A 20,351-nucleotide genomic window follows, 5' to 3' on the forward strand; every position below is an offset into this window, starting at 1 on the left:
AACGACGCGGCCACACACCACCAGAAACTGCCCAACCATCACGACAAGCACCGTTGCAGTACTAGGGGGCGAGCGTGACCGGGACGGCGGTCCGTACGCAGCGAGGTAGGGTGCCGGGCGGCGATGGCCAGGGGCGTCTCCCGGCGGTGGCCGGGTGAGCAGGATCCGGAATCGACGGCCCGCGCTGTACGCCGCCTCCGTTTCGCCGACACAGACAAGGTGACCATGTTCGATCCGGTGCAGGAGAATCCGTACCCCGACACCCACATCCTCGGCGAAGGCCCCGAGCCGCACCCGCTGCTGCAGCCGGTGCTGGGGCTGGTGGGCCGCTGGCACGGTCGGGGTCAGGGCCAGTACCCCACGCTGGAACGGGACTTCCGCTACGAGCAGGAGGTCGTCTTCAGCCACGACGGGCGCCCCTTCCTGCGCTACGAGGCACGCGCCTGGCTCGTCGACGAGTCCGGGGCTCCCGTGAGGCCTGCCGGACGGGAGGCCGGCTGGTGGCGGGTGACGCCGGACGCGGACCTGGAGGTCGTCCTCGCCCACGCCACCGGGATCGTCGAGACGTACGTCGGCACGGTGGCCGGTACGGAGATCGAGATCGGGACGAAGGACGTGGCGCTCACCCCGCTGGCCAAGGAGGTCACCGGGACGCGGCGCCGCTACAGCCTCGACGGCGACCTGCTGACGGTGGTGCACGACATGGCGGCCGTGGGCCAGCCGCTCCAGCACCACCTGACCACGCGGCTGCGCCGCCGCCCTTCCTGACGGCCCGGGAACGCCCGGAGCCGGCCCCGCGCCCACCGGGCAGCGCCGGGACGGACGCGCGACGGGCCGGTGCCGGACGGTCAGGCGGAGGAGCCGCTGTCGACGACCAGGTCGTGGCCGACCACGGAGCCCGCCGCGGAGGAGGCGAGGTAGAGGACCGCGGCCGCGACTTCCTCCGCCTCCGCGACGCGGCCGAGCGGGTTCTCGTCCTTGACCCGCTCGGCGCGGTCGGCCTCCGTCTCGCCGGCCCGCAGGGACATGGGCGCGGCGGAGGCTCCCGGGCTGACCGCGTTGATGCGCACGCCGTCGCGGATGTGGTCCAGGGCGGCTGCGCGGGTCAGCGCGGAGACCGCGGCCTTGGAGGTGATGTACGCGGCGGCGTTCGGGATGCGGGAGTGGGCGCCCAGGTTCGAGGAGATGTTGACGATGGCGCCGCCGCCGTTCTCCCGCATGTGGGCGATCTCGTGCTTCATGGCCAGGAAGACGCCGGTGACGTTGGTGCGCAGTACGGCGTCCCAGTCCTCCTCGGCGATGTCGCCGGCGGGCACCGTGCCGCGGAGTATCCCCGCGTTGTTGACGGCGACGTCGAGCGTTCCGAAGAGTGCGACGGTCTCCCGGACGAGCGCGGCCAGTTGGGCGGAGTCGGTGACGTCGGCGGTGACCGCCTCGGCCGTACCGCCGGCCGCCCGGACGAGGCGTACGGTCTCGTCGAGTGAGGCCGCGGTCCGGCCCGCGGCGACGACTCGTGCGCCTTCGGCGGCGAAGGCGAGGGCGATGGCCCGGCCGAGGCCGGATCCGGCGCCCGTGACGAGGACGGACGAGTTGGTGAAGCGGGTCATCGCGGTGGCTCCTTGTAGGGGTGTCGGTGGGGGAGTGCGGTGAGGGAGACACCTCATGCGGCTAACGGGTCAAGTTGACCTTGGTCAGCCAGCTGCGAAGGCGGCCAACAAGGTGTCCGCTCGGGCCTCCAGCTCGGGCGTCAGAGCCCCCTTCACGACCAACCTGACCTCATCGCCGCCGACCGCGCGGGCAAGCCAAATCTCGACCTGTCGATGCTCGCCGACCAAGGGGTACGAGTACCAGCCGTCGGTCCGCTCGTCGTCGGTCGCCTCGATCGCCAGTGCCACCGTCTCCCAGTCGGTGGCATCGAAGCCGTAGCCCACGTAGTGCGACAGCAACTCCAGGAACGACCGCAGGTTGCGTTCCCAGATCCATCCCCCGACCTCTGCCATGGCTCCCCCTCAGTGCTCAGGAGGACAGCCTGTCATGAGCCGAAACACAGTGATCAATCAGCTGAGGCTGGAGGAGGAAACGCGATGGCCGCGTCGAAGTGCACCCTGCTTTGGAGGCAGTGGTGGAGCTGGCCGAGCATGCGGTTGAACAGGTGCCGCAGGGCTTGGGCATGCCAGTCTCCGGCCTCGCGTCGGCGCCTGTAGTGGGCGTTGGCGCCGGGTGAGTGGCTGAGGGTGGCGAAGGCCCACAAGTAGCCGGCGTGGTTGAGCCGGTTGTTCTTCACGAACCGGCGGCCGACGTACTTGCGTTTGCCGGAGGCCCGCGTGATGGGGGCCGCGCCCGCGTATGCCTTCAGGCCGCCAGCGGTGGCGAACCGGGTGGGGTCGTCACCGATCTCGGCCAGGAGCCGGGCGCCGACTCCGGGCCCGACTCCGGGGAAGCTCAGCATGATCGGCGCGTCGGGGTGGGTGCGGAAAGTCCGCTCGACCGCCTTCGCGAGCTCGTCGACGGCCTTGCAGGCGGCATTGAGCTGCGTGAGCAGGCCCTTGGCCTGGATGCCCATGGCTTCCTCGACCGCGGCAGGCTGACGGGCGGCGGGCTGCCGGAAGAGCGTGTGGAGCCGTTCGGCGTCCTCGGTGATGCCTCGCTTGCGGCCGGCGTTGGTCAGCATCAGCCGGAGCTTCCACGCGGGCAGCTCGGCGGCCTGGGTGGGGGTGGGAGCCGCCCCGAGGACCTTGCGGGCATCGGGGCGGGTCAGTGCGCCGGCCTTGTCCCGCCAGGCTTCGATCGCGGCGGGGTAGTACTCGCGCAGCAGCGAGCGGTGCTGGTTGGCGAGCTGCTGCCGGTTCCAGATCGCGTCCTGGTGGGCGCGGGCGAGGACGCCGATGGCCTGGGCCAGGTCGCTGTCCGCGGGCAGGGGCCGGTGCATGTGCATGTCGGTGCGGATGATGTTCGCCAGGACCAGGGCGTCGCCGGGGTCAGACTTCTTGCGGCTCACGCCGTGCCGGTCGCGGTAGCGGGAGGCGGCCATGGGGTTGACCGCGAACACCTGCCGACTGCCGGTCCGCAGGGTGGCGACCAGCAGGCCCCGGCTGGTCTCGATCGCGACCGGGATCGGCGCCTCGGCGCTGTCGCCGTGCTCGGCCAGGAGGTCCAGCAGCAGCTGGTAGCCGTCCAGGTCGTCGTCGATGCGGCACTTGGCCAGCTGCTTACCGGTGTTGTCGATGATCGCGACGTCGTGGTGTCCCTCCGCCCAGTCGATCCCGCAGAGCATGTCCATTCCCCGCCCCTTCGCCGGTGCTGTCCTTGAAGGCGAGCACACGGGCCGCACGGCGCACTAATTCCAGGACTCCATGGTCCGCCACCTCATCAGCCGTGCGCGGCACCGCCAGACCGCACGGGCGCACGCCGTGTCCAGAGCTCGAAGCTCGTGAGGAGTAACGCGTCACCGTGCGGCAGCTCATTCCTCAAGGTTCCCGAACTCGACGGGCCCGTGGGGGCAGAACGTGCGAGGACCGGCCGGCACCACGGCGCCACCGGTCTTTCTACAGACCTCGCACGGTCGGAGGTGTCGTAGGGGTCACCACGGCACCGACCGGACCACACACGTCCTGCCCCGGGCTGGACAACGCCGCCCCGGGCCCATCAGAGATCCAGAACCTCTAATTACTAACGAATTAGAGGTGTCGTCACGCCCGGGCGTGACGACGGTGTCCGAGGTGGATGAGGGCTACGGCGGCGAACGCGGCGGCCGTCGCGGCAAGCGAGGCGGCGTCGTCGCCGAGGGTGAGCAGGAGGGCGAACAGCACGGTCGGGCCGAACTCCATGGCGGTGTTCAGTACGCCGCCCGCCAGGCCGGCGTCCCGCGCGGGCGCCCCCTCGGTGGCCAGTACGGCCGCTCCGCCGAAGGAGGCGGCGCCGCCCGCCGCGAGGAGGACGAGGCCGGGCAGCAGACCGATTGCGTACGGCGTGCCCGGGTCGAGGCCGGTGAGGGAGAGCAGCCCGAGCCCGGCCGAGCCGGTGGCCAGCCCCCAGGCCGTGACGGCGCGGGCACCGTGACGGTCCGTCAGGGGCCTGACCGCAGCGCCGCAGGCGATCAGGGCGGCGGCGAAGGGCACGAAAGCGGCGGAGGTGCGCAGCGGTGACCAGTCGCGGGCCTGCTGGAAGTGGAGGGAGAGCAGGACGAAGGCGCTCGCGGTCCCGCAGGCGGTGAGCGCGACGGCCGTGAGGGCGGCCGCCCGGCGGCGGTCGAGGAGGAAGCGGGGCGGCAGGAGCGGGTCGCGGGAGCGGCGCTCGACGAGAAGGAACGCGGCGAGCAGGGCGGCTCCGGCGGACAGCGGCCCGAGGACCGCCGCCGAGGTCCAGGGGTGGGCGTCGGTGACCACGAGGCCGTAACCGACCAGGCTGATCCCGGCGGTGGCGAGCACGGCTCCCGGCAGGTCCAAGCTCCTGCCCCGGCTCGGCGCGGTGCCGGGCAGCAGCCGCGGTGCGAGGAACAGGGCGGTCAGGGCGACCACCGGGGGCACGGCAAGGGCCCAACGCCAGGACAGCAGGGCGGAGATGGCACCGGAGAGCAGGTTGCCGGCGGTCGCGCCGAGGACCGAGAGTGCGCCCCAGGTGGCCATGGCCCGGGCGTGGGCGGCGGGGGAGGGGAACAGGGCGCGCAGGACCGCCATGGCGGCGGGGGCGACGAGGGCCGCGCCGGCGCCCTGCGCGAAGCGGGCCGCCAGCAGGGCCTGGCCGCCGGGGGCGAGGGGGGCCGCGAGGGAGGCCGCGGCGAACAGCGCGAGGCCTGCGGTGAGGGCGCGCAGCCCGCCGTACCGGTCGGCGAGGCGTCCGCCCAGGAGCAACAGCCCGGCGAAGGCCAGTCCGTAGGCGGCGCTGAGCAGGATCAGGTCGGAGCGTTGGAGGGTGAAGTCGCGGGCGATGCGGGGGAGCGGGACGGTGGGGGCGGCGAGGGTGTAGATCAGCGTGATCTGGATGCTGCCGAGCAGCGCGAAGGCGGTGCGGCGGCCTGCGGCTCCCGGGGGAGCGGGTGTTGCGGCGGATGTCGTGGACGTGATGCCGGGTGTGGCGGTCGTGGTGGCGCCGCGTGTGCTGGTGCCGGTGGAGGTCGTACCCCTCCCCATGTTCCCCCCTTTGATATTTGACCGATCGTTCCATTATTCGGGCATGCGGAAAGGAGCCGGGTGGCTCCTCCGCGGGCACCGCGGTCGGTGTGGACCGGTGTGCGGATCGGTGCGGTTCGGTTCGGCTCTCAGTCCAGCAGGGACAGCGCCTGCTCGGCCGCGTCCTGTACGCGGGCCGGGTCGGCCGAGGCCTTCCCTACGACCCGCACCCCCTGCAGCAGGACCAGCAGCATCCGCGCCAGAGCGCGCGGATCGCGCTCCGGCGACAGTTCGCCCTGCGCCTGCCCCCGGACGAACGCCGCGTGCAGCAGCGTCTCCAGCCGGTCCCAGCTCGACTCCACCCGGCGGGCCGCCGCGGAGTCGTGAGCGCCCAGTTCGGCGGCGGTGTTGGTGACGAAGCAGCCGTTCAGCCGCTCCTGCGGCGACGCGGCCTCGGCGGCGAAGCGGCGCACCACGGCCCGCACCGCCGGCAGGGCGGGCCCTGGCCCGGACAGGTCGGCGAAGAGCCGCGGGTCGGCGGACTGCGCGTACCGGTCCAGCGCCTTGAGGTAGAGCTCGTGCTTGCTGCCGAACGTTGCGTAGATGCTCGCCCGGCCGATGCCGAGGTGCTCGACGAGGTCCGCCATCGACGTCGCTTCGTAGCCACGCCGCCAGAACAGCTCGAGGGCCGACTGGAGCGCGGCGTCCGGATCGAATTCCTTGGTCCTGGCCATGGACAAGATCATAAAGCTATCTGGAACGATCAGTCAATAATTTCTTCCCGGTGAACGCGCCTGAGGCCCTGGTGGGTTCGCGTAGAACTCGGCGCCCTCTCGGACAGCTGAGCGCAGGAGTGTCGTGGGTGAGCGCGCAGATCATCTGCTCGCCGCGGCCGTTGTCGGGGTAGGTCGCGATCAGCTCCGCCGTGAAGTCCTTCCACTGGCGGGCGATGTCCTGCGCAGCCAGCTCGGTGGCCCGCTGGAAGTTGCCGTGGCCCGAGCGCCGGGCGGCTTCGGTGTCCTTGTTGAGGGCGCGGTTGTGTTCGACGCGTCCGGTGCAGTCGGCGGTCTTGACGCCGGTCGACTCGAAGTCCGGGTAGCAGCCGGTGGCCAGGTCCTCGGGAATCAGGCCGGCGGCTTCCTCGGCCCAGTCGGCGTCCTTCATGGAGCTGTAGCGGCGGATGTCGAGGAACGGCGCGATGCCCGTACGGTTCAGTCCGGGTGGGTTGTCGGTGCCGATCGGGCCGGCGCCGGCTTGGTCGGACCAGTTGCTGTGCGAGTAGAAGTCCTCGATCGGGTGCCAGCCTCGGCCGAGTTGTTCCAGGACGTTGCACTTGGCGCGTCCCGCCCTCTCGTTCCATGTGCAGGGCGAGCCCAGGTCGCTCTGGCGCGCGATGACCCTGCCCTGGGGGTCGACCAGTCCGTCGGCGTAGCGGACGGCAGCCCGCAGGCGGGCGACGGAGCCGCGGATGCAGGCGAGCAGCTCGGTGTTCGCCTCGTCGCGGGTGCGGGGGTACGCGGACGCGGACGTGAAGCGCGAGGCGAGGAAATCGGCGTTGTCGCAGTGCAGGATGCCGAGCTTGAAGTAGTCGCCCTGGTCGTCGGCCACGATCGCCCCGTCGCGCGAGTCGGCCATCGCCGTCAGCGACCTGGGCTCCCATGTCAGGGCGGCGCGAGTGATCTTCTCGTGATTGCCGCCGGAGAACGCCTGTGCCGGACCGGGCGGCAGCAGGATCAGGCACGCTCCGCAGGCGAACGCGGTAGCGGACAGTCGCCGGGCGTGTACGGAGGCATGCATCACGCGACCTTCAGAAAACCTTGCAATATTGGATGAATGATACCAATGGGTCCCTGAGTGGGCGCCGTCGGTGAGTGATGCGGCGAACCGATGAGGCTCGTATGCTCGAATTGATCGAAATGACGGGCTTGGAGACCTTCTGGGCCCTGGCGGCCGGCCCTGAATGCCGTCGGGCCGGTCAGGGGGCGGGCCGTAGACCGCGTGCTCGGCGGAATCGTGGCTTCCTGCACGCGCTCACCCGGGAAGGGGATCAACCATGTGTCGGTGGCTTGCGTATTCGGGAACCCCGCTTGTCCTTGAAACGATCCTGTACAAGCCCGCACACTCCCTGATCGATCAGGGCCTCCACTCCCGCCTCGGTGTCGAGACGACCAACGGTGACGGATTCGGCATCGGCTGGTACGCGGAGAACTCCGACAACCCCGTCCCTGCGGTCGTACGCGACATCGGCCCGGTGTGGAGCAACCGCAACCTGCGTGAGATCGCCCAGCACGTCAGCTCCGGACTGCTCTTTGCTCACATACGGGCCTCGACGGGCACGCCGGTGCAGCAGACGAACTGTCACCCCTTCCGGCACGGCCGCTGGATGTGGATGCACAACGGCTCCATCGCCCAGTTCCACACGCTGCGCAGGGAACTCTGCATGGCCGTGGACCCCGAGCTGTACGCCGACCTCGAGGGGTCCACGGACTCGGAGGTCATGTTCTTCCTCGCACTGACCTTCGGCCTGGACACCGACCCCCCGGGCGCGGTGGCCCGGATGGCGGGCCTGGTGGAGCGCGTCGGCCACGCACACGGCATCGCTGCGCCCCTGCAGATGACGGTCGCCGTGACCGACGGCTCGTCGGTCTGGGCCTTCCGGTACGCCAGCGAGGGCATCGCCCGGTCGCTCTTCTACAGCACCAAGGTCGAATCGCTGCGTGCGCTGCACCCCGACATGCACATCCTGCGCGACTTGTCGGACGAGACCCGCCTCATCGTGTCCGAGCCACTGGGTGACCTGCCGGGGGCTTGGAACGAGGTACCCGAACACAGCTACGGGGTGGTCCGGGCGGGAGGGGACGAACTGCTCCCGTTCGCCCCCCTGCCCATGTGAAGCGCCGCCCGCTACGGCGATCCCCCTTCAGATCGGCCCCTTCAGATGGACACGTGTGTGCGTGACGCGTGATGCTGTGGCAGAGAAGGCGATCGAGCGCGTCTCACTGGCCACGGACACCTCGAGGCGATCCGGATCCGGCCCACCGCCGTTGGTGATGCGCACGGCCCGCTTCGCTTCCGCCAGGATGCCCGACACCCGCAGGCCGCTCACCCCGGTGAACTCGACCCAGAAGCGCAGGGTGTTGTATGCCGACGCGGTCCATTCCGGCTTGGGGTGCTCCGGCAGCTGCGACGTCTCGAAGCCGAAGGTCACCGAGGTGCCGCGCTCGTCGATGTGCACATGGAAGAAGTGGCAGGTGTTCAGGTCGGGCGCCGCCGAAGCGCCGTACAGGTCCCGCAGTTCCGGCCAGTCGTTCGAAGCAGTCATCTCACACACGCTCGTAGAAGGTGTTCACGTAGGCCGGAGGAAGCGTCGGATGGAGGCGGGTTTCGAGCGGACGGGTGAAGGACCGCGAGCCGCTGTCACCGCCGTCCGCGTCCTGCGTGAACACGCTGATCTTCCCCGCCAGAACGGAGGCGTTCGCCGTGAACGACACGGCGACGCCGGGCGCCACCACCTCCACCGCCAGCCTGTGTTCCGGCAGTGCACGCAGAACGACATCCGCCGTGACCGGCGGCTGCCACCCCTCCATGAGGAAATCCCGCACCATGGCGAACTGGATCTGGCACTGGACGGTGTCCCCCGGTGCGCCCTCCCAGCGGTCGGGGAACCGGGGGAGGTCGAGGCGCAGGGTGACGGTCGGGTCCCAGCCGTCCAGGTGCACCGACCGCAGCCGGACACCGGTCAGGTCGGGCACCGCATCGTAATAGGCAGTGAAGTCCGCATTCACTACAAAATCAGTCCAGGTCATAGGAGCAATGCTCCTCTGCCCCTGGTGTCTGGCCGTTCCGGGGGTCGTCACCGGGCCGGACCCTGCGGATCGCCGGCCAGCTTCGCCCCGAAGCGCCCGTCGGTCACCCTGGAGCCCCGCCCCCGAACCGGCCGTCTCGAGACGTGGTCGAGTGGGCATCGGGGCGGTGTGGAATGAGGATCATTTGATTTGTCCCGATATATCGGCGCTCGGGGCGCCGGTCCCCGGCCGATGGACGGCCGTTGGCGCAGTTCACGGCAACGAGTGATCGTCGCTCTCTGGTGACGGGACGCTCCTGCGTGTAGCGTCAGCGGCAGCTGTCGTGGTTCGCAGTCCCTGCCCGCGCCCTGGCGTGGGCGTTTTGCTGTGCAGTGCCGGACCAGGGCGATCACCTCCGGGGCCGCGCGGTGCGGACCCGACATCGACTGAGAGGGCAAGACCATGGCCAGCGGAACCGTGAAGTGGTTCAACTCCGAAAAGGGCTTCGGCTTCATCGCGCAGGACGGCGGCGGCCCCGACGTCTTCGCGCACTACTCCAACATCAACTCCAGCGGCTACCGCGAGCTCCAGGAGGGTCAGGCCGTGACCTTCGACATCACGCAGGGCCAGAAGGGCCCGCAGGCGGAGAACATCACCGCCGCCTGATCCGCGAAGCCCGGATCCACCCGCCCCCGGAGCATGCGCTCCGGGGGCGCGGTGGCTTCGGGGGCCGGCGCGGTGCCGCCCGGCGAGGCGCCACAGCCACCGGCGACGGAGAATTGGCCGAACTCCTGCGGAATCCGACCGCCGTTCGCCTGGTGTATTCGCCGCCGTCACGCCAGGCTCCCTCTCCGGTACCCCGGGCAGGCTGTTCTGGGGGCGCTCACGCACTCGCCGATCAAAGCAGAGGTCCCTCTCGCCATGGCAGAACTGAACCGCCGCCGCTTCCTCCAGCTCACCGGCGGCGCCGCCGCCCTGACCCTGCTCAACGAGAGCATCGCGCGCGCCGCCTCGATCCCCGCGCAGGGGACGACCGGGACCATCGCCGATGTCGAGCACATCGTGGTCCTGATGCAGGAGAATCGTTCCTTCGATCACTACTTCGGTGCGCTGCGCGGTGTCCGTGGCTTCGGTGACCCGCGTCCGGTGACTCTGCCGAGCGGCAAGTCCGTCTGGCACCAGACCGACAACGCGGGCAAGGAGACGCTGCCGTTCCGGCCGTCGTCCGACGACCTCGGCATGGAGTACCTCCAGGGCCTCAACCACGACTGGGCGGGCGGCCAGAGCGCCTTCAACAAGGGCAAGTACGACAACTGGGTGCCGGCCAAGACCCCGGCCACCATGGCCCACCTGACGCGCGAGGACATCCCGTTCCACTACGCCCTCGCCGACGCGTTCACCATCTGCGACGCCTACCACTGCTCGTTCATCGGCTCGACCGACCCCAACCGCTACTACCTCTGGTCGGGCCACACCGGCAACGACGGCAAGGGCGGCGGCCCGGTCCTCAACAACGCCGAGGCCGGCTACGGCTGGACCACCTACCCCGAGCGCCTCGAGGCGGCCGGCATCTCCTGGAAGGTCTACCAGGACATCGGCAATGGCCTCGACGCCGCCGGTTCCTGGGGCTGGATCAACGACGCCTTCCGCGGCAACTACGGCGACAACTCGCTGCTCTACTTCGACAACTACCGCAACGCGCAGCCCGGCAACCCGCTGTACGACAAGGCCCGCACCGGCACCGACGCCAGGACCGGCGAGGGCTTCTTCGACAAGCTGCGCGCCGACGTCACCGCCGGGACCCTGCCGCAGGTCTCCTGGATCGCCGCCCCCGAGGCGTTCAGCGAGCACTCGAACTGGCCGGCCAACTTCGGCGCCTGGTACATCGCGCAGGTGCTGGACGCGCTGACGTCCAACCCCGACGTGTGGGCCCGTACCGCGCTGTTCATCACCTACGACGAGAACGACGGCTTCTTCGACCACGTCGTCCCGCCGTACGCCCCCGCGGACGCCAACCAGGGCCTGTCGACCGTGCCGACCGCGCTCGACGTCTTCCCCGGCAAGGCCGGCTACGTCGCCGGCCCGTACGGTCTTGGCCCGCGCGTGCCGATGCTCGTGGTCTCGCCGTGGAGCACCGGCGGGTACTCCTGCTCCGAGACCTTCGACCACACCTCCGTCATCCGCTTCATGGAGAAGCGCTTCGGTGTGCAGGAGCCCAACATCTCGCCCTGGCGCCGCGCCGTCTGCGGTGACCTGACCTCCGCCTTCGACTTCGCCCGTACGGACACCGGTACGGTTCGGCTGCCCGACACCGGCCGCTGGGAGCCTCAGGACCGCGAGCGCCACCCCGACTTCCGGGCCACCCCGCCGGCCGTGGCGACCATGCCGCGCCAGGAGAAGGGCCTGTGCCCCACCCGTCCGCTGAAGTACGCCCCGTACGTGGACGGCACCGCACTCACCGATGAGGGCAAGTTCCGGCTGACGTTCAGCGGCGGCGCGGACCTGGGCGCGCAGTTCTACGTCACCTCCGCCAACCGGACGGACGCACCCTGGACGTACACCACCGAGGCCGGCAAGTCGATCGCGGACGCCTGGAACACCCGCTACTCGGCCGGGGTCACCGACCTGACCGTCCACGGTCCCAACGGCTTCCTCCGCGGCTTCCGCAACCCCGGCACCACCCCCGGGCCCGAGGTCACCGCCCGCCACAACGCCGCCACGGGCAACCTGGACCTCACCCTCACCAACGCCGGAGCATCGACCGCGACGCTCACGGTCACCAACGCGTACGGCGGAGGGCCGAAGCGCCTCACGGTCGCCAAGGGCGCCACCGTCACGTACACCGTGCCCCTGAAGAACACGCGACGCTGGTACGACGTCACGGTCACCGCATCCGAAGCCCCGGACTTCCGGCGCCGCTTCGCCGGCAAGGTCGAGACCGGCGCAGCCGGCCTCTCGGACCCGGCGATCCTGACGGACCAGTCCTCCTGACCCGATCCCCGCTCCGCGGATCCCTCCGCGGAGCGGGGCCACGGCCGGGCGGGCCGGCTACGGAGCGGCCGCCGGGCCCTGCGGGGCCTTGCCGGTGTCGCAGAGCGCCTGGCGGTACAGCGTCGAGAGGGCTCCGTCGATGGGGTGGGGCTGTGGCCTGCCCGAGGAGTCGCGCTCGTTCCACCTGGCGAGGTTGACCGCGACGGACATCTGGCGTTTGCCGTCGGCCCGGGTCAGGGACATCATTGCGGCGCCCCACACCGTGCCGTCGTGGCCCCAGAAGGTGCCGCAGTCCGCGATGACGACCTTGTGCAGGCCGAGGCCGTACTCGATCGTCGTTCCGTCCAGGGCGCGGACCGGGACCGTGCGCTGCATCTGCGTCAGCGAGGACCGGCTCACGATCCCGCCGTCGAGGAGCCTGCCGTAGAAGCGGTTGACGTCCTCCATGGTCGACACCACGGCGGCGCCCGTACCCGTCCAGGACATGTTGTAGACGCTGTAGTCGCGTGCCGGGTCGATCAGCCCGTAGAGGGACTCGTACATGCGTGAGTGCGGTCCTTCGATGCGCGCGCCGGCCGGGAACGCGGTGTGCCGCAGCCCGGCGCGGTCGATGACGTTCCGGGTGATGTACTCCTCGGCCGTGGTGCCGGACACCCGCTCGAGGAGTCGGCCGAGGAGCAGGTAGTTGGTGTTGGAGTACACGCCCGTGGGGCCGCCGGGCTCACCCGCGGGAGGCGCCGCGAGTCCCAGCTCGATGAGCTCCTCCGGGGTGAATTGCCGGAAGCGGTTGTCGTCGAGGCTGGCGGGCGAGTCGGCCTGCAGGGACGGGAACGCGTAGGGGACGTAGTCGGGGATGCCGCTGGTGTGGTTGAGGAGCATCCGCACCGTGATGCTCCTGCCGCGTTCGCCCGGTACCAGCCGGGGCAGGTAGCCGCCGATCGGCGCGTCGAGCCGGATCCGGCCCTGCTCGACCTGCTGCATGACCGCTGCGGCGGTGAAGGTCTTGGTGATGCTGCCGACGCGGTGCCGCATGTCCGCGCTGACGGGGCGTCCGGTCGTGGTGTCGGCGACCCCGGAGGCGCCGCGCCAGGTCCGGTCGGCGGCGCGCACCTCGCCGTACACGCCCGGAACTCCGGCGCGGTGGACACCGTCCATGGCGGACTTCAGGCCGGAGGGGTCGGGGCGCGCGGTCGCGTGGGGGGCTGCCGTCGCCGTCCCGGCGCAGACCGTCAGCGTGGCCACACTTGCGCACAGCACCAGTCGGATCTTCGATCGGATCGTCACCGCGTCCGTCCTTTCGTTGGTCAGAGATGCGAGTGAGGGGGAAGGCATGGCTCATCCGGCCAGGGCGCGGCGCAGGACGGCTCCGAGTTCGGCGTTCTGCCGGTGCGAGACCTCGGCGGAAAGGAGCGCCTGTGACCCGTGGAAAGTGCCGGGCCACTGGTGCAGCTCGACGGATACGCCCGCTTGGAGCAGGCGCACCCCGTAGGCGAGGCCCTCGTCCCGGTTCGGGTCGAACTCCGCGGTGGAGATGTAGGCCGGCGGCAGGCCGGACAGGTCGGTGGCCCGGGCCGGCGCGGAGTACGGGGTCGCGGGCCGGCCGGCCAGGTAGTGCCGCCACCCCGCGGCGGCCTTGTCGCGGTAGAACCAAGGGGTGTCGGTGAAGTTCCGCGCCGACCACGTCTCCTGCCGGTCGTCGAGCCCCGGCTGGTTGAGCAGCTGGAAGTGGATCGGCGGCCCCTGCTCGTCTCGGGAGCGCAGCGCCACGGCAGCGGCGATGTTCGCGCCGGCGCTGTGGCCGCCGACCGCGATGCGGGCCGGGTCGACACCGAGGTCGGCTGAGTGCTCGACCGCCCAGGCGAGGACGGCGCAGGCGTCGTCGAGTGCGGCCGGGAAGGGGTGTTCGGGGGCGAGACGGTAGCCCACAGAGATCACCACCGCGCCGGATCCGGCGGCGATCCTGGAGGCCCACGGGTGCTCGGTGTCCAGGTCGCCCATGAGGAATCCGCCGCCGTGCAGCCAGACGACGGCGCCGTGGGCCCCGTGCGGGCGGTAGATCCGCACCGGCACACCGGGGTCGGCGGGCACGGTGCGGTCCTCGACTTCCATGCCGGCGGCGTCCGGCGCCGGTATCGCGGCGGCCAGTCCGGCGAAGCTCTTGCGGGCGGCGACCGGGTCGGTCAGGTCGGTCTTGGGGAACAGCGGTACGAATGCTTCGAGTTCGGGGTCCATGCCGACCATCCTCACGGGCCGGTCCGGCCCGGGTCGCCCGCCGCCCGTCGGGCATTGCGCGCCGCTCGCGCGCCGATCGGCGCACGTTCGTCGCCGCCCGTCCTTCTATGCTTCTGTCATGGAGGCACTGGCCGTACGGCTCTCGGGACTCGATCCGTACGTCGACGGCGCGCTCCGCATCGTTGCGTTCTACGACACGCTGATGCGCCGGCGGGTGGACCTGCCGGCGCTGGCCCGGGCCTCTGCGGGCCTGGCCGAGTGCGTTGCCGGGATACGGCTCCACGGCACGGAGCGGGCGATCCGCGTCGCGCCCGACGGCACCGGGACCTCCGCCCCGCCGACGGGTCCGTCCGGCACGGCGGCGGTCCTCCTGGACGAGGAGGAGATCGGCACGGTGTGGCTGGAGCGGCCCGGCCCGGCCAACCCGCTCGACGAGGTGCTGCTGGACCGGCTCGCCCTCGCCGTCGCGGCGGCCGTCGAACGGTACGGTCCGGCCCGGACCACCATGGCGGACCCCGCGCTCGTCGAACTGGTGATCAGCGCCGACGGCGACGAGGCGGCCAGGGCCCGGGCGCTGCGGCTCCTGGGTTTCGCCGCCGGTCTGCCGGTCCGTGTCCTCGCCGTACGTTCACCGCGGCTGCCGCTCGACCAGGTGGGCGGGCTCGTCTGCCCGGGCCGGCCGGTGAAGGCGGCGCAGATCGGCGGCCTGGGGGTCGTGCTGGCCGCCGTCGTCGACCGGGACCGGCTGCCGACGGGCGTGCGCGCGGGGATCGGCGCCGCCGAGAGCCCCGACCGGTCGTGGCGGGAGGCCCGTACCGCCCTGCGCTTCGCCACGCCGCGCGAACCGGTCGTCCACTACGCCGACTTGGGCGCGCTGGCACTCCTGGCCGAGGTACCCCGGGCGGCTTTGCGTGAGAACCCCGATGTCGCCGCGCTCGCCCGCGTGGCCGCAAACCCCGAGGACCTGGAGACGCTGGACGCCTACTGCGTCGCCGGGTCCCTGCGCCGGGCTGCCGACCTGCTCCACCTGCACCACAGCAGCGTCGCGCGCCGGATCGAACAGATCGGCAAAGCGCTCGCCATCGACCTCAGCGGCCCCGCGGGGCTGACGCGGGCCGGCCTCGCCCTCGCCGCCTGGCGGCTGCTCGATGACGAGGCGTCGCCGTGAAGGTGCCGGTCACAGCCGCTCGTTGAGGACCGTCGCGCACCTTCACCGATTCGCACGGGCTGAACTGTGCCGGCGGCTTCGTGTCCGGAGGGCGCGTTGCAGAATGTCCGATTATCGATCCTCGGTGGGGAACACAGCGCGCCTTCCCGTCAGTTCACCGAAGCGAACCGGGGCGAGCCCGCACGACTCGTCCTGGACCGGTAGACCACTGGCAAGGAGAAACCGTGCGCATACTCTTCACCGGACCGGCCGCGGCCGGCCACCTCTTCCCGATGATCCCGACGGCGCAGGCACTGCGCGCCGCGGGCCACGAGGTGCTGTTCGCGAGCTCGCAGCCGCTGAACCGGCTCCGCGAGGCAGGTTTTCCGATCGTCGAGATCGGTGACGGACGCACCATCCGGGACATGATCGAGCAGTCTGCCGACGAGGAGGTGCGCTACGTCGCTCCCGAACTGTCCTCGGACGAGATCCTCGACAGGGCGGCCCGCGGGTTCGCGATGATCTCCCGCCCCACCGTGGAGGGCCTGCTGGAGGTCGCCGAAAGCTGGGGCGCCGACTTGCTGGTCTACGACTCCTTCCAGGCCTCCGCCCCATTGGTCGCGGCCAAGCTCAAGATACCGTCGGTGATCCAGAACTTCGGCGTCACCTCAGGCCTCGACATGGTCCGCCGGATCGCCGCCAACTTCACCGAGGCGTACGAGACGTACAAGGTGGCCGGTCCGGCCGAGCCGACCGCGCTGGACATCATCCCCGCCTCGCTCGGCGGCGACCCGGGCGGCCTGCGGATGCGCTACATCCCCTACAACGGCGGCGGCACCGTCCCTGCCGAGCTGCTCCGCCGCGGCACCCGCCCGCGTGTCGCCATCACCCTGGGCACCGTGCTCACCGAGATGGACGGCGTCCGCGCCATCGTCCGCCTGATCGAGGCCGCCGCCTCGGTGGACGCCGAGTTCCTGCTCGCCGTCGGCGACGCCGACCTCACCGCGCTCGGCACCCTCCCGGACAACGTCCGTGCGCTGCCCTGGGTTCCGCTGGCCGAGCTGCTGACCGCCTCCGACGCGCTGATCCACCACGGCGGCTCCGGCACCCTGCTCACCGCCCTGCAGGCCGGCCTGCCCCAGCTGCTGCTCCCGCAGGGCGCCGACCACTTCATCAACGCCGACGCCCTCACCGCGACCGGCGCCGCCCTGCGCTCCGCCTCCGAGGACGTCGACGCCGCGCTCCTCACCCGTCTGATCACCGACCCGTCCCTGCGCGAGGCCGCCACCCGCCTCCAGGCGGAGAACGCCGCCTTGCCGACCCCGGCCGAGACCGTCCCCGCCCTGGAGGCGCTGGCTGCCTCGTAGGCAGCGGCCACAACCGCCCGTGGCGGGCGCTCCTCGCCCCGGCGTTGACCGCAGCCGCCACCGGCGACCTGCGCATCACGTACACGACACCCCCTAGAAGGGTTCGGCAGCCTCGAGGAGCCGCTGGGGCAGGTACGGGGACTCGACCCGGATGTTCCAGCCCCGGCGGCGGGCGTGGCAGGCCAGGGCGAGGACGTTGAGGTTGATCGCGGCGTCCGGGTCGTCGGCGCGGTCGGCGACCCGGAAGTGCTCGCGGTGGGCTTCGAGGGCGTCGGCCAGCGCGGCGACCGCATCGGGACGCCGGTCGCGGCCGAAGCCCCCGACCCTCGGGCCGCGGGTCTCGAAACCCGTGACCAGGGCGTGGGGGAGATAGTCGGTCTGGAGCGCCGGCGCCCACCCCAGGATCCGGTACGCGAGCGCGGCCAGACCGAGCGGCAGGAGCGGGAGCAGACTGCTCGGCGACGCACCGGGGGGTGCAGGGCGGTGTGCGGGAGCAGGAGGTCGCCCAGTCCGGAGTCGAAGGCCCCCCGGCCCTCGGCGGCCAGGGCGCGCAGGGTCAGCCTAGGCGCGAGGTGTGACGGGCGGGCTCGCCCCGCTACGTCCCGGACGGGGTCACGCACGGAGCAGGGCCTCTTGGCAGCTCGAAGGCCGTGTACGCCAACGGGCCGGCCAGGAGGCCCCACCGTTCCCCTCTTACGCTCGCGCCGTCGCCGAACGCGACAATCGCTGCGGCGTGTCGTGCAACCCGATGTGGCTCAGGCCGGTGCGCACGTCGGTCCGAGCGCCGGGGAGCTGCGAGTGTTCCGCGGTGCCGACGCAACCGGGTCCGTGGATGGTGAACTCGAAGTCCCGGTGCCTCTTGGCATTCAGAGCCAGCGGCAGTTGGATGCGCCCGTCCCCGACCCTGCGCCGTATCTCAGTGCGGCTGAGACCGAGCCCGCGAACGAGCAGTCGTTCGACGCGGACCGGTACGGGCAGCTCGAAGCCGACCAATACCTTGAGCGGTGTCGGGTCGTCGAGTGCGTAGAGGGGCGTGCGGGTTTCCAGTTCCCAGGTACCGGTCCAGTCGAGGAGGTATCCGTTCTTCGCGGCGAGCGACGCACTCATCGTCAACTCCCGTACCACGGCCGGTTCGTTGGTCTCGTACGCCATCCGGCGAGCGGGATCCAGCGACGACACGTGGACGCGTTCGTGGACGGGCACCTTCGAGGTCCGGTCGCACGCTGCACAGTTCAGGAGCAGCCAGACGTCGAGGAGCTTGCCGTTCGCGTTGACGCGGATCTTGCCCGAGGGCCGGTGACGCGTGCTGGAGCAGTCCGGGCAGGGTCGTACGACACTGGGCAGGGCGGACTGACGCACGGCCCACAGGGCCTTGCGGTCGGTATTCATGGATGTGGTTGCTTTCAGGACTCAGCAGGAGCTCTCGCAGGCGGGGCCGCGGCTCCTGGATCTGACGGATGCACACGAGGGCGCGAGTCATCGCCTCGGGGCCGAGCCATCAGGCGCCGGGGTCGATCGCGCGACAGGTTGGCTGTTGCCGTGTAGCAGCCGTTACAGGTCCATGCGGGCGAGCATGATCGAGCCCACGGCCCGCAGGCAACTCATTTTCCGCTGGATCGTGGATGCGGTGCTTCGCCAAGCCGGCGGCCATCTCCTGGCGCGCCGGCGGAGCTTGGCATGCCGCCCGGCATGCCGCTCAGGCGGCGCGGCAGAGCTCTGCTGCGGCGCGGGGCGCGGTCGCCCGTACAGGACGGGCGGTGCGGACCGTGGCCGCGGCCTGCGAGCGGTTCCGTGCGAAGACGACGAGGCGCAGCACCGCGAACCGCGCGACACCGGCGATCGCCGAGGCGGACAGATAGACGACCTGCTCGAGCAGTGCGCCGGGTGACGCCGCCAGTTGGTGCAGGACGAGCATCGCCAGGCAGGTCACCGCATACGCGGCCGCAGCGGACCCGGCCGACTGGGCGTGCTGGCGCCAGGTGGCGCGCCCGCCTGCGCCGAAGGAGAACCGGGCGTGCAGCTCGGTGGTGAGGAGCGTGGAAACCGCCGTGACCAGGGCGTTCGCCAGACCCCAGGGAATCCAGACGGCAAGGGCCGCCACGGCGAAGCTGGAGGCGAGCCCCACTCCGCCGCCACACAGTACGAAGCGGGCGAAGGCGGTGACGGCGCCGGGCGCCGACTGCTGCTCGCTCTGCGCTGTCTCCATGATCCGACCCCCCTGAGAAGCCTTCGGCCCGTTGTTTCTCATGTGGGAAACGCTACGTTGCATTCATGAAACCAGCAACAGATTTATTGCGCAGAATCGGTGTTGTTGCAGGTAGATTGAGGGAAATCGTTGCAATCATCTTGAGTGCAATGCAACAGTGACCGCTCTGATTGTTGCAATGGTTTGATGATGAACGCTATGCCGGATCCCGTCGGGTACCTGATCGGCGCGCGCGTTGCGATGAGTACGGGCTCTGGCGCCGGTCTACCCTTCAGATCCATCGCCCGGGAGGAGTGGCAGATGACCGATACGAGGACCATCGACCTCGGACCACAAACCCGGATCGTGGCCGGTCTCGCCGCGGCCGTCCCGGACGCCGCGCTCGCCGGCCGAACGCCCTGTCCCGACTACGCGGTCAGTGACCTGCTGGGTCACCTCGCGGGCCTCGCCGTCGCTTTCCGCGACGCCGCCCGCAAGGACCTGGGCCCCACGACGGACACGGCCCCCGGTTCAGCCGCGCTCTCCCTGCCCGCCGGCTGGCGGGAGGACCTGCCCAGAGCGCTCGGCGAACTGGCCGAAGCCTGGCAGGATCCGGCCGCCTGGAGCGGCATGACCCGCGCGGGCGGAGTGGACCTGCCCGGCGAAATCGCCGGCGTGGTGGCCGTCGACGAACTGGTGCTGCACGGATGGGACCTGGCTCGGGCCACCGGCCAGGAGTACGTACCCGATCAGGCCGCGCTGCGCGCCGCGCATGCGTTCCTGCTGGCGGCCGCCGAAGACGGGGACCGTGGCGACGGCATCTTCGGGCCGATCGTGCCCGTACCGGAGGACGCCCCGCTGCTGGACCGGGCGGTCGGGCTCAGCGGGCGTGATCCGGGCTGGACGCCGCCGACGTCCCCGTGACCTTCTCCGTGCCCCGGCCCTGCCGGGGCACGGAACATCCGGCTCTCAGGTCTGGCATTGCTTCGTGGCTGCGGGAGACCAGCCGCTCCAGGCGGCGCCGTCGGCGCGAGCATGAACGCGGATCTCGACCTTCACGGGGCCGCACACCCGGGTCGTGCTTCCCACTTCGACGGGGCCGATGGCCTCGCCCGCCCGGACGTAGGCACGACCGCTGCCCAGTTTCTCCCAGTGGCCGCCGTCGACGACGCGGAAGAACGCCTCATAGGAGACGTTCAGTCCCTTTGCTCCAGTGTTACGCGCCCTGATGTGCGCCGTGATGTCTCGAGTGGGGAACCGGCCGGCAGATCCCCGCTGGGCACTGATGCAGCCGTTGATCGCCACTCGGCCGGTCGAGGCGCTTCCACCGCAAGCGATTGCCGCGGCGTGAGCGTTGACCGGGACCGTCAGCACGGTCAGCGCGGCTACGCCCAGGACCGCTGCGGTACGCGTCAGATGCAATGTCTCGTTCCTCTTCTCGATCCGCCTTGTCTGGAGAGACCATCGCTCGTTCCGAGACGCGACGAGCAGCGTTTCACCGGCCTTTTCGCCCAATTGGGTGCAGGTGGCCCCGAT

Annotated in this window: 21 protein-coding genes; 7 read left to right on the forward strand and 14 right to left on the reverse strand. The window is 70.9% G+C overall.

The window, feature by feature from the left end; genetic code table 11:
* The first annotated feature begins 225 nt into the window (after positions 1–225).
* Positions 226–768 (forward strand): FABP family protein, encoded by a 543-nt coding sequence (locus AB5J51_RS36670; protein ID WP_053787370.1) that lies wholly within the window; start codon positions 226–228, stop codon positions 766–768.
* An 80-nt stretch (positions 769–848) separates the two neighbouring features.
* On the opposite strand, the gene AB5J51_RS36675 is transcribed toward AB5J51_RS36670, so the two are convergent.
* The 6 genes from AB5J51_RS36675 to AB5J51_RS36700 form a co-directional block, all read right to left on the reverse strand.
* Positions 849–1,607: an SDR family NAD(P)-dependent oxidoreductase gene (locus AB5J51_RS36675; protein WP_053787351.1), complete on the reverse strand. Its 759-nt coding sequence runs from the start codon at positions 1,605–1,607 to the stop codon at positions 849–851.
* 84 nt (positions 1,608–1,691) lie between these two features.
* Positions 1,692–2,000 carry a hypothetical protein gene (locus AB5J51_RS36680; RefSeq protein WP_369779701.1) on the reverse strand — a complete coding sequence of 103 codons (309 nt, stop codon included), beginning with the start codon at positions 1,998–2,000 and terminating at the stop codon, positions 1,692–1,694.
* A 53-nt stretch (positions 2,001–2,053) separates the two neighbouring features.
* Positions 2,054–3,280: an IS110 family transposase gene (locus AB5J51_RS36685; RefSeq protein WP_369779702.1), complete on the reverse strand. Its 1,227-nt coding sequence runs from the start codon at positions 3,278–3,280 to the stop codon at positions 2,054–2,056.
* A gap of 409 nt (positions 3,281–3,689) precedes the next feature.
* Positions 3,690–5,129, reverse strand: a complete 1,440-nt coding sequence (locus tag AB5J51_RS36690) for an MFS transporter (RefSeq protein ID WP_369779703.1) — start codon at positions 5,127–5,129, stop codon at positions 3,690–3,692.
* 128 nt (positions 5,130–5,257) lie between these two features.
* Positions 5,258–5,842, reverse strand: coding sequence for a TetR/AcrR family transcriptional regulator (locus AB5J51_RS36695; RefSeq protein ID WP_369779704.1), 585 nt, complete (start codon positions 5,840–5,842; stop codon positions 5,258–5,260).
* A gap of 16 nt (positions 5,843–5,858) precedes the next feature.
* Positions 5,859–6,905: a hypothetical protein gene (locus AB5J51_RS36700; RefSeq protein WP_369779705.1), complete on the reverse strand. Its 1,047-nt coding sequence runs from the start codon at positions 6,903–6,905 to the stop codon at positions 5,859–5,861.
* Positions 6,906–7,161: 256 nt separating this feature from the next.
* Here AB5J51_RS36700 and AB5J51_RS36705 point away from each other — a divergent pair, with 256 nt between their 5' ends.
* Positions 7,162–8,001 carry a class II glutamine amidotransferase gene (locus AB5J51_RS36705; RefSeq protein ID WP_136223595.1) on the forward strand — a complete coding sequence of 280 codons (840 nt, stop codon included), beginning with the start codon at positions 7,162–7,164 and terminating at the stop codon, positions 7,999–8,001.
* A gap of 27 nt (positions 8,002–8,028) precedes the next feature.
* Here the strand turns inward: AB5J51_RS36705 and AB5J51_RS36710 are convergent, their stop codons facing one another.
* Positions 8,029–8,430, reverse strand: a complete 402-nt coding sequence (locus AB5J51_RS36710; protein ID WP_369779706.1) for an Imm50 family immunity protein — start codon at positions 8,428–8,430, stop codon at positions 8,029–8,031.
* A gap of 1 nt (position 8,431) precedes the next feature.
* Positions 8,432–8,914 (reverse strand): hypothetical protein, encoded by a 483-nt coding sequence (locus AB5J51_RS36715; protein ID WP_369779707.1) that lies wholly within the window; start codon positions 8,912–8,914, stop codon positions 8,432–8,434.
* 441 nt (positions 8,915–9,355) lie between these two features.
* On the opposite strand from AB5J51_RS36715, the gene AB5J51_RS36720 reads away from it, so the two are divergent.
* Together AB5J51_RS36720 and AB5J51_RS36725 are read left to right on the forward strand one after the other, a co-directional pair.
* Positions 9,356–9,559: a cold-shock protein gene (locus AB5J51_RS36720; protein ID WP_030299749.1), complete on the forward strand. Its 204-nt coding sequence runs from the start codon at positions 9,356–9,358 to the stop codon at positions 9,557–9,559.
* A gap of 255 nt (positions 9,560–9,814) precedes the next feature.
* Positions 9,815–11,884, forward strand: a complete 2,070-nt coding sequence (locus AB5J51_RS36725; RefSeq protein WP_369779708.1) for a phosphocholine-specific phospholipase C — start codon at positions 9,815–9,817, stop codon at positions 11,882–11,884.
* 57 nt (positions 11,885–11,941) lie between these two features.
* On the opposite strand, the gene AB5J51_RS36730 is transcribed toward AB5J51_RS36725, so the two are convergent.
* Together AB5J51_RS36730 and AB5J51_RS36735 are read right to left on the reverse strand one after the other, a co-directional pair.
* Positions 11,942–13,039: a serine hydrolase domain-containing protein gene (locus AB5J51_RS36730; protein WP_369780375.1), complete on the reverse strand. Its 1,098-nt coding sequence runs from the start codon at positions 13,037–13,039 to the stop codon at positions 11,942–11,944.
* Between the two features lie 180 nt (positions 13,040–13,219).
* Positions 13,220–14,116, reverse strand: coding sequence for an alpha/beta hydrolase (locus AB5J51_RS36735; RefSeq protein ID WP_369779709.1), 897 nt, complete (start codon positions 14,114–14,116; stop codon positions 13,220–13,222).
* Positions 14,117–14,234: 118 nt separating this feature from the next.
* On the opposite strand from AB5J51_RS36735, the gene AB5J51_RS36740 reads away from it, so the two are divergent.
* Positions 14,235–15,284 (forward strand): helix-turn-helix domain-containing protein, encoded by a 1,050-nt coding sequence (locus AB5J51_RS36740; RefSeq protein WP_369779710.1) that lies wholly within the window; start codon positions 14,235–14,237, stop codon positions 15,282–15,284.
* 224 nt (positions 15,285–15,508) lie between these two features.
* On the forward strand, positions 15,509–16,630 hold the full coding sequence (locus tag AB5J51_RS36745; protein ID WP_053787343.1) for a nucleotide disphospho-sugar-binding domain-containing protein: 1,122 nt from the start codon (positions 15,509–15,511) through the stop codon (positions 16,628–16,630).
* Positions 16,631–16,723: 93 nt separating this feature from the next.
* Here the strand turns inward: AB5J51_RS36745 and AB5J51_RS36750 are convergent, their stop codons facing one another.
* The 3 genes from AB5J51_RS36750 to AB5J51_RS36760 form a co-directional block, all read right to left on the reverse strand.
* Complete coding sequence (locus tag AB5J51_RS36750; protein ID WP_369780376.1) at positions 16,724–17,080, reverse strand: Imm49 family immunity protein; 357 nt, start codon at positions 17,078–17,080, stop codon at positions 16,724–16,726.
* Positions 17,081–17,323: 243 nt separating this feature from the next.
* Positions 17,324–18,019 carry a DUF1062 domain-containing protein gene (locus tag AB5J51_RS36755; protein WP_136223608.1) on the reverse strand — a complete coding sequence of 232 codons (696 nt, stop codon included), beginning with the start codon at positions 18,017–18,019 and terminating at the stop codon, positions 17,324–17,326.
* Positions 18,020–18,326: 307 nt separating this feature from the next.
* Positions 18,327–18,836: a hypothetical protein gene (locus tag AB5J51_RS36760; protein ID WP_136223611.1), complete on the reverse strand. Its 510-nt coding sequence runs from the start codon at positions 18,834–18,836 to the stop codon at positions 18,327–18,329.
* A 300-nt stretch (positions 18,837–19,136) separates the two neighbouring features.
* Here AB5J51_RS36760 and AB5J51_RS36765 point away from each other — a divergent pair, with 300 nt between their 5' ends.
* Complete coding sequence (locus tag AB5J51_RS36765) at positions 19,137–19,739, forward strand: TIGR03086 family metal-binding protein (RefSeq protein WP_369779711.1); 603 nt, start codon at positions 19,137–19,139, stop codon at positions 19,737–19,739.
* Positions 19,740–19,784: 45 nt separating this feature from the next.
* On the opposite strand, the gene AB5J51_RS36770 is transcribed toward AB5J51_RS36765, so the two are convergent.
* Complete coding sequence (locus AB5J51_RS36770) at positions 19,785–20,330, reverse strand: hypothetical protein (protein ID WP_369779712.1); 546 nt, start codon at positions 20,328–20,330, stop codon at positions 19,785–19,787.
* Positions 20,331–20,351 lie beyond the last annotated feature (21 nt).

It is taken from the genome of Streptomyces sp. R33, from assembly GCF_041200175.1.
Taxonomy (GTDB): Bacteria; Actinomycetota; Actinomycetes; order Streptomycetales; family Streptomycetaceae; genus Streptomyces; species Streptomyces katrae_B.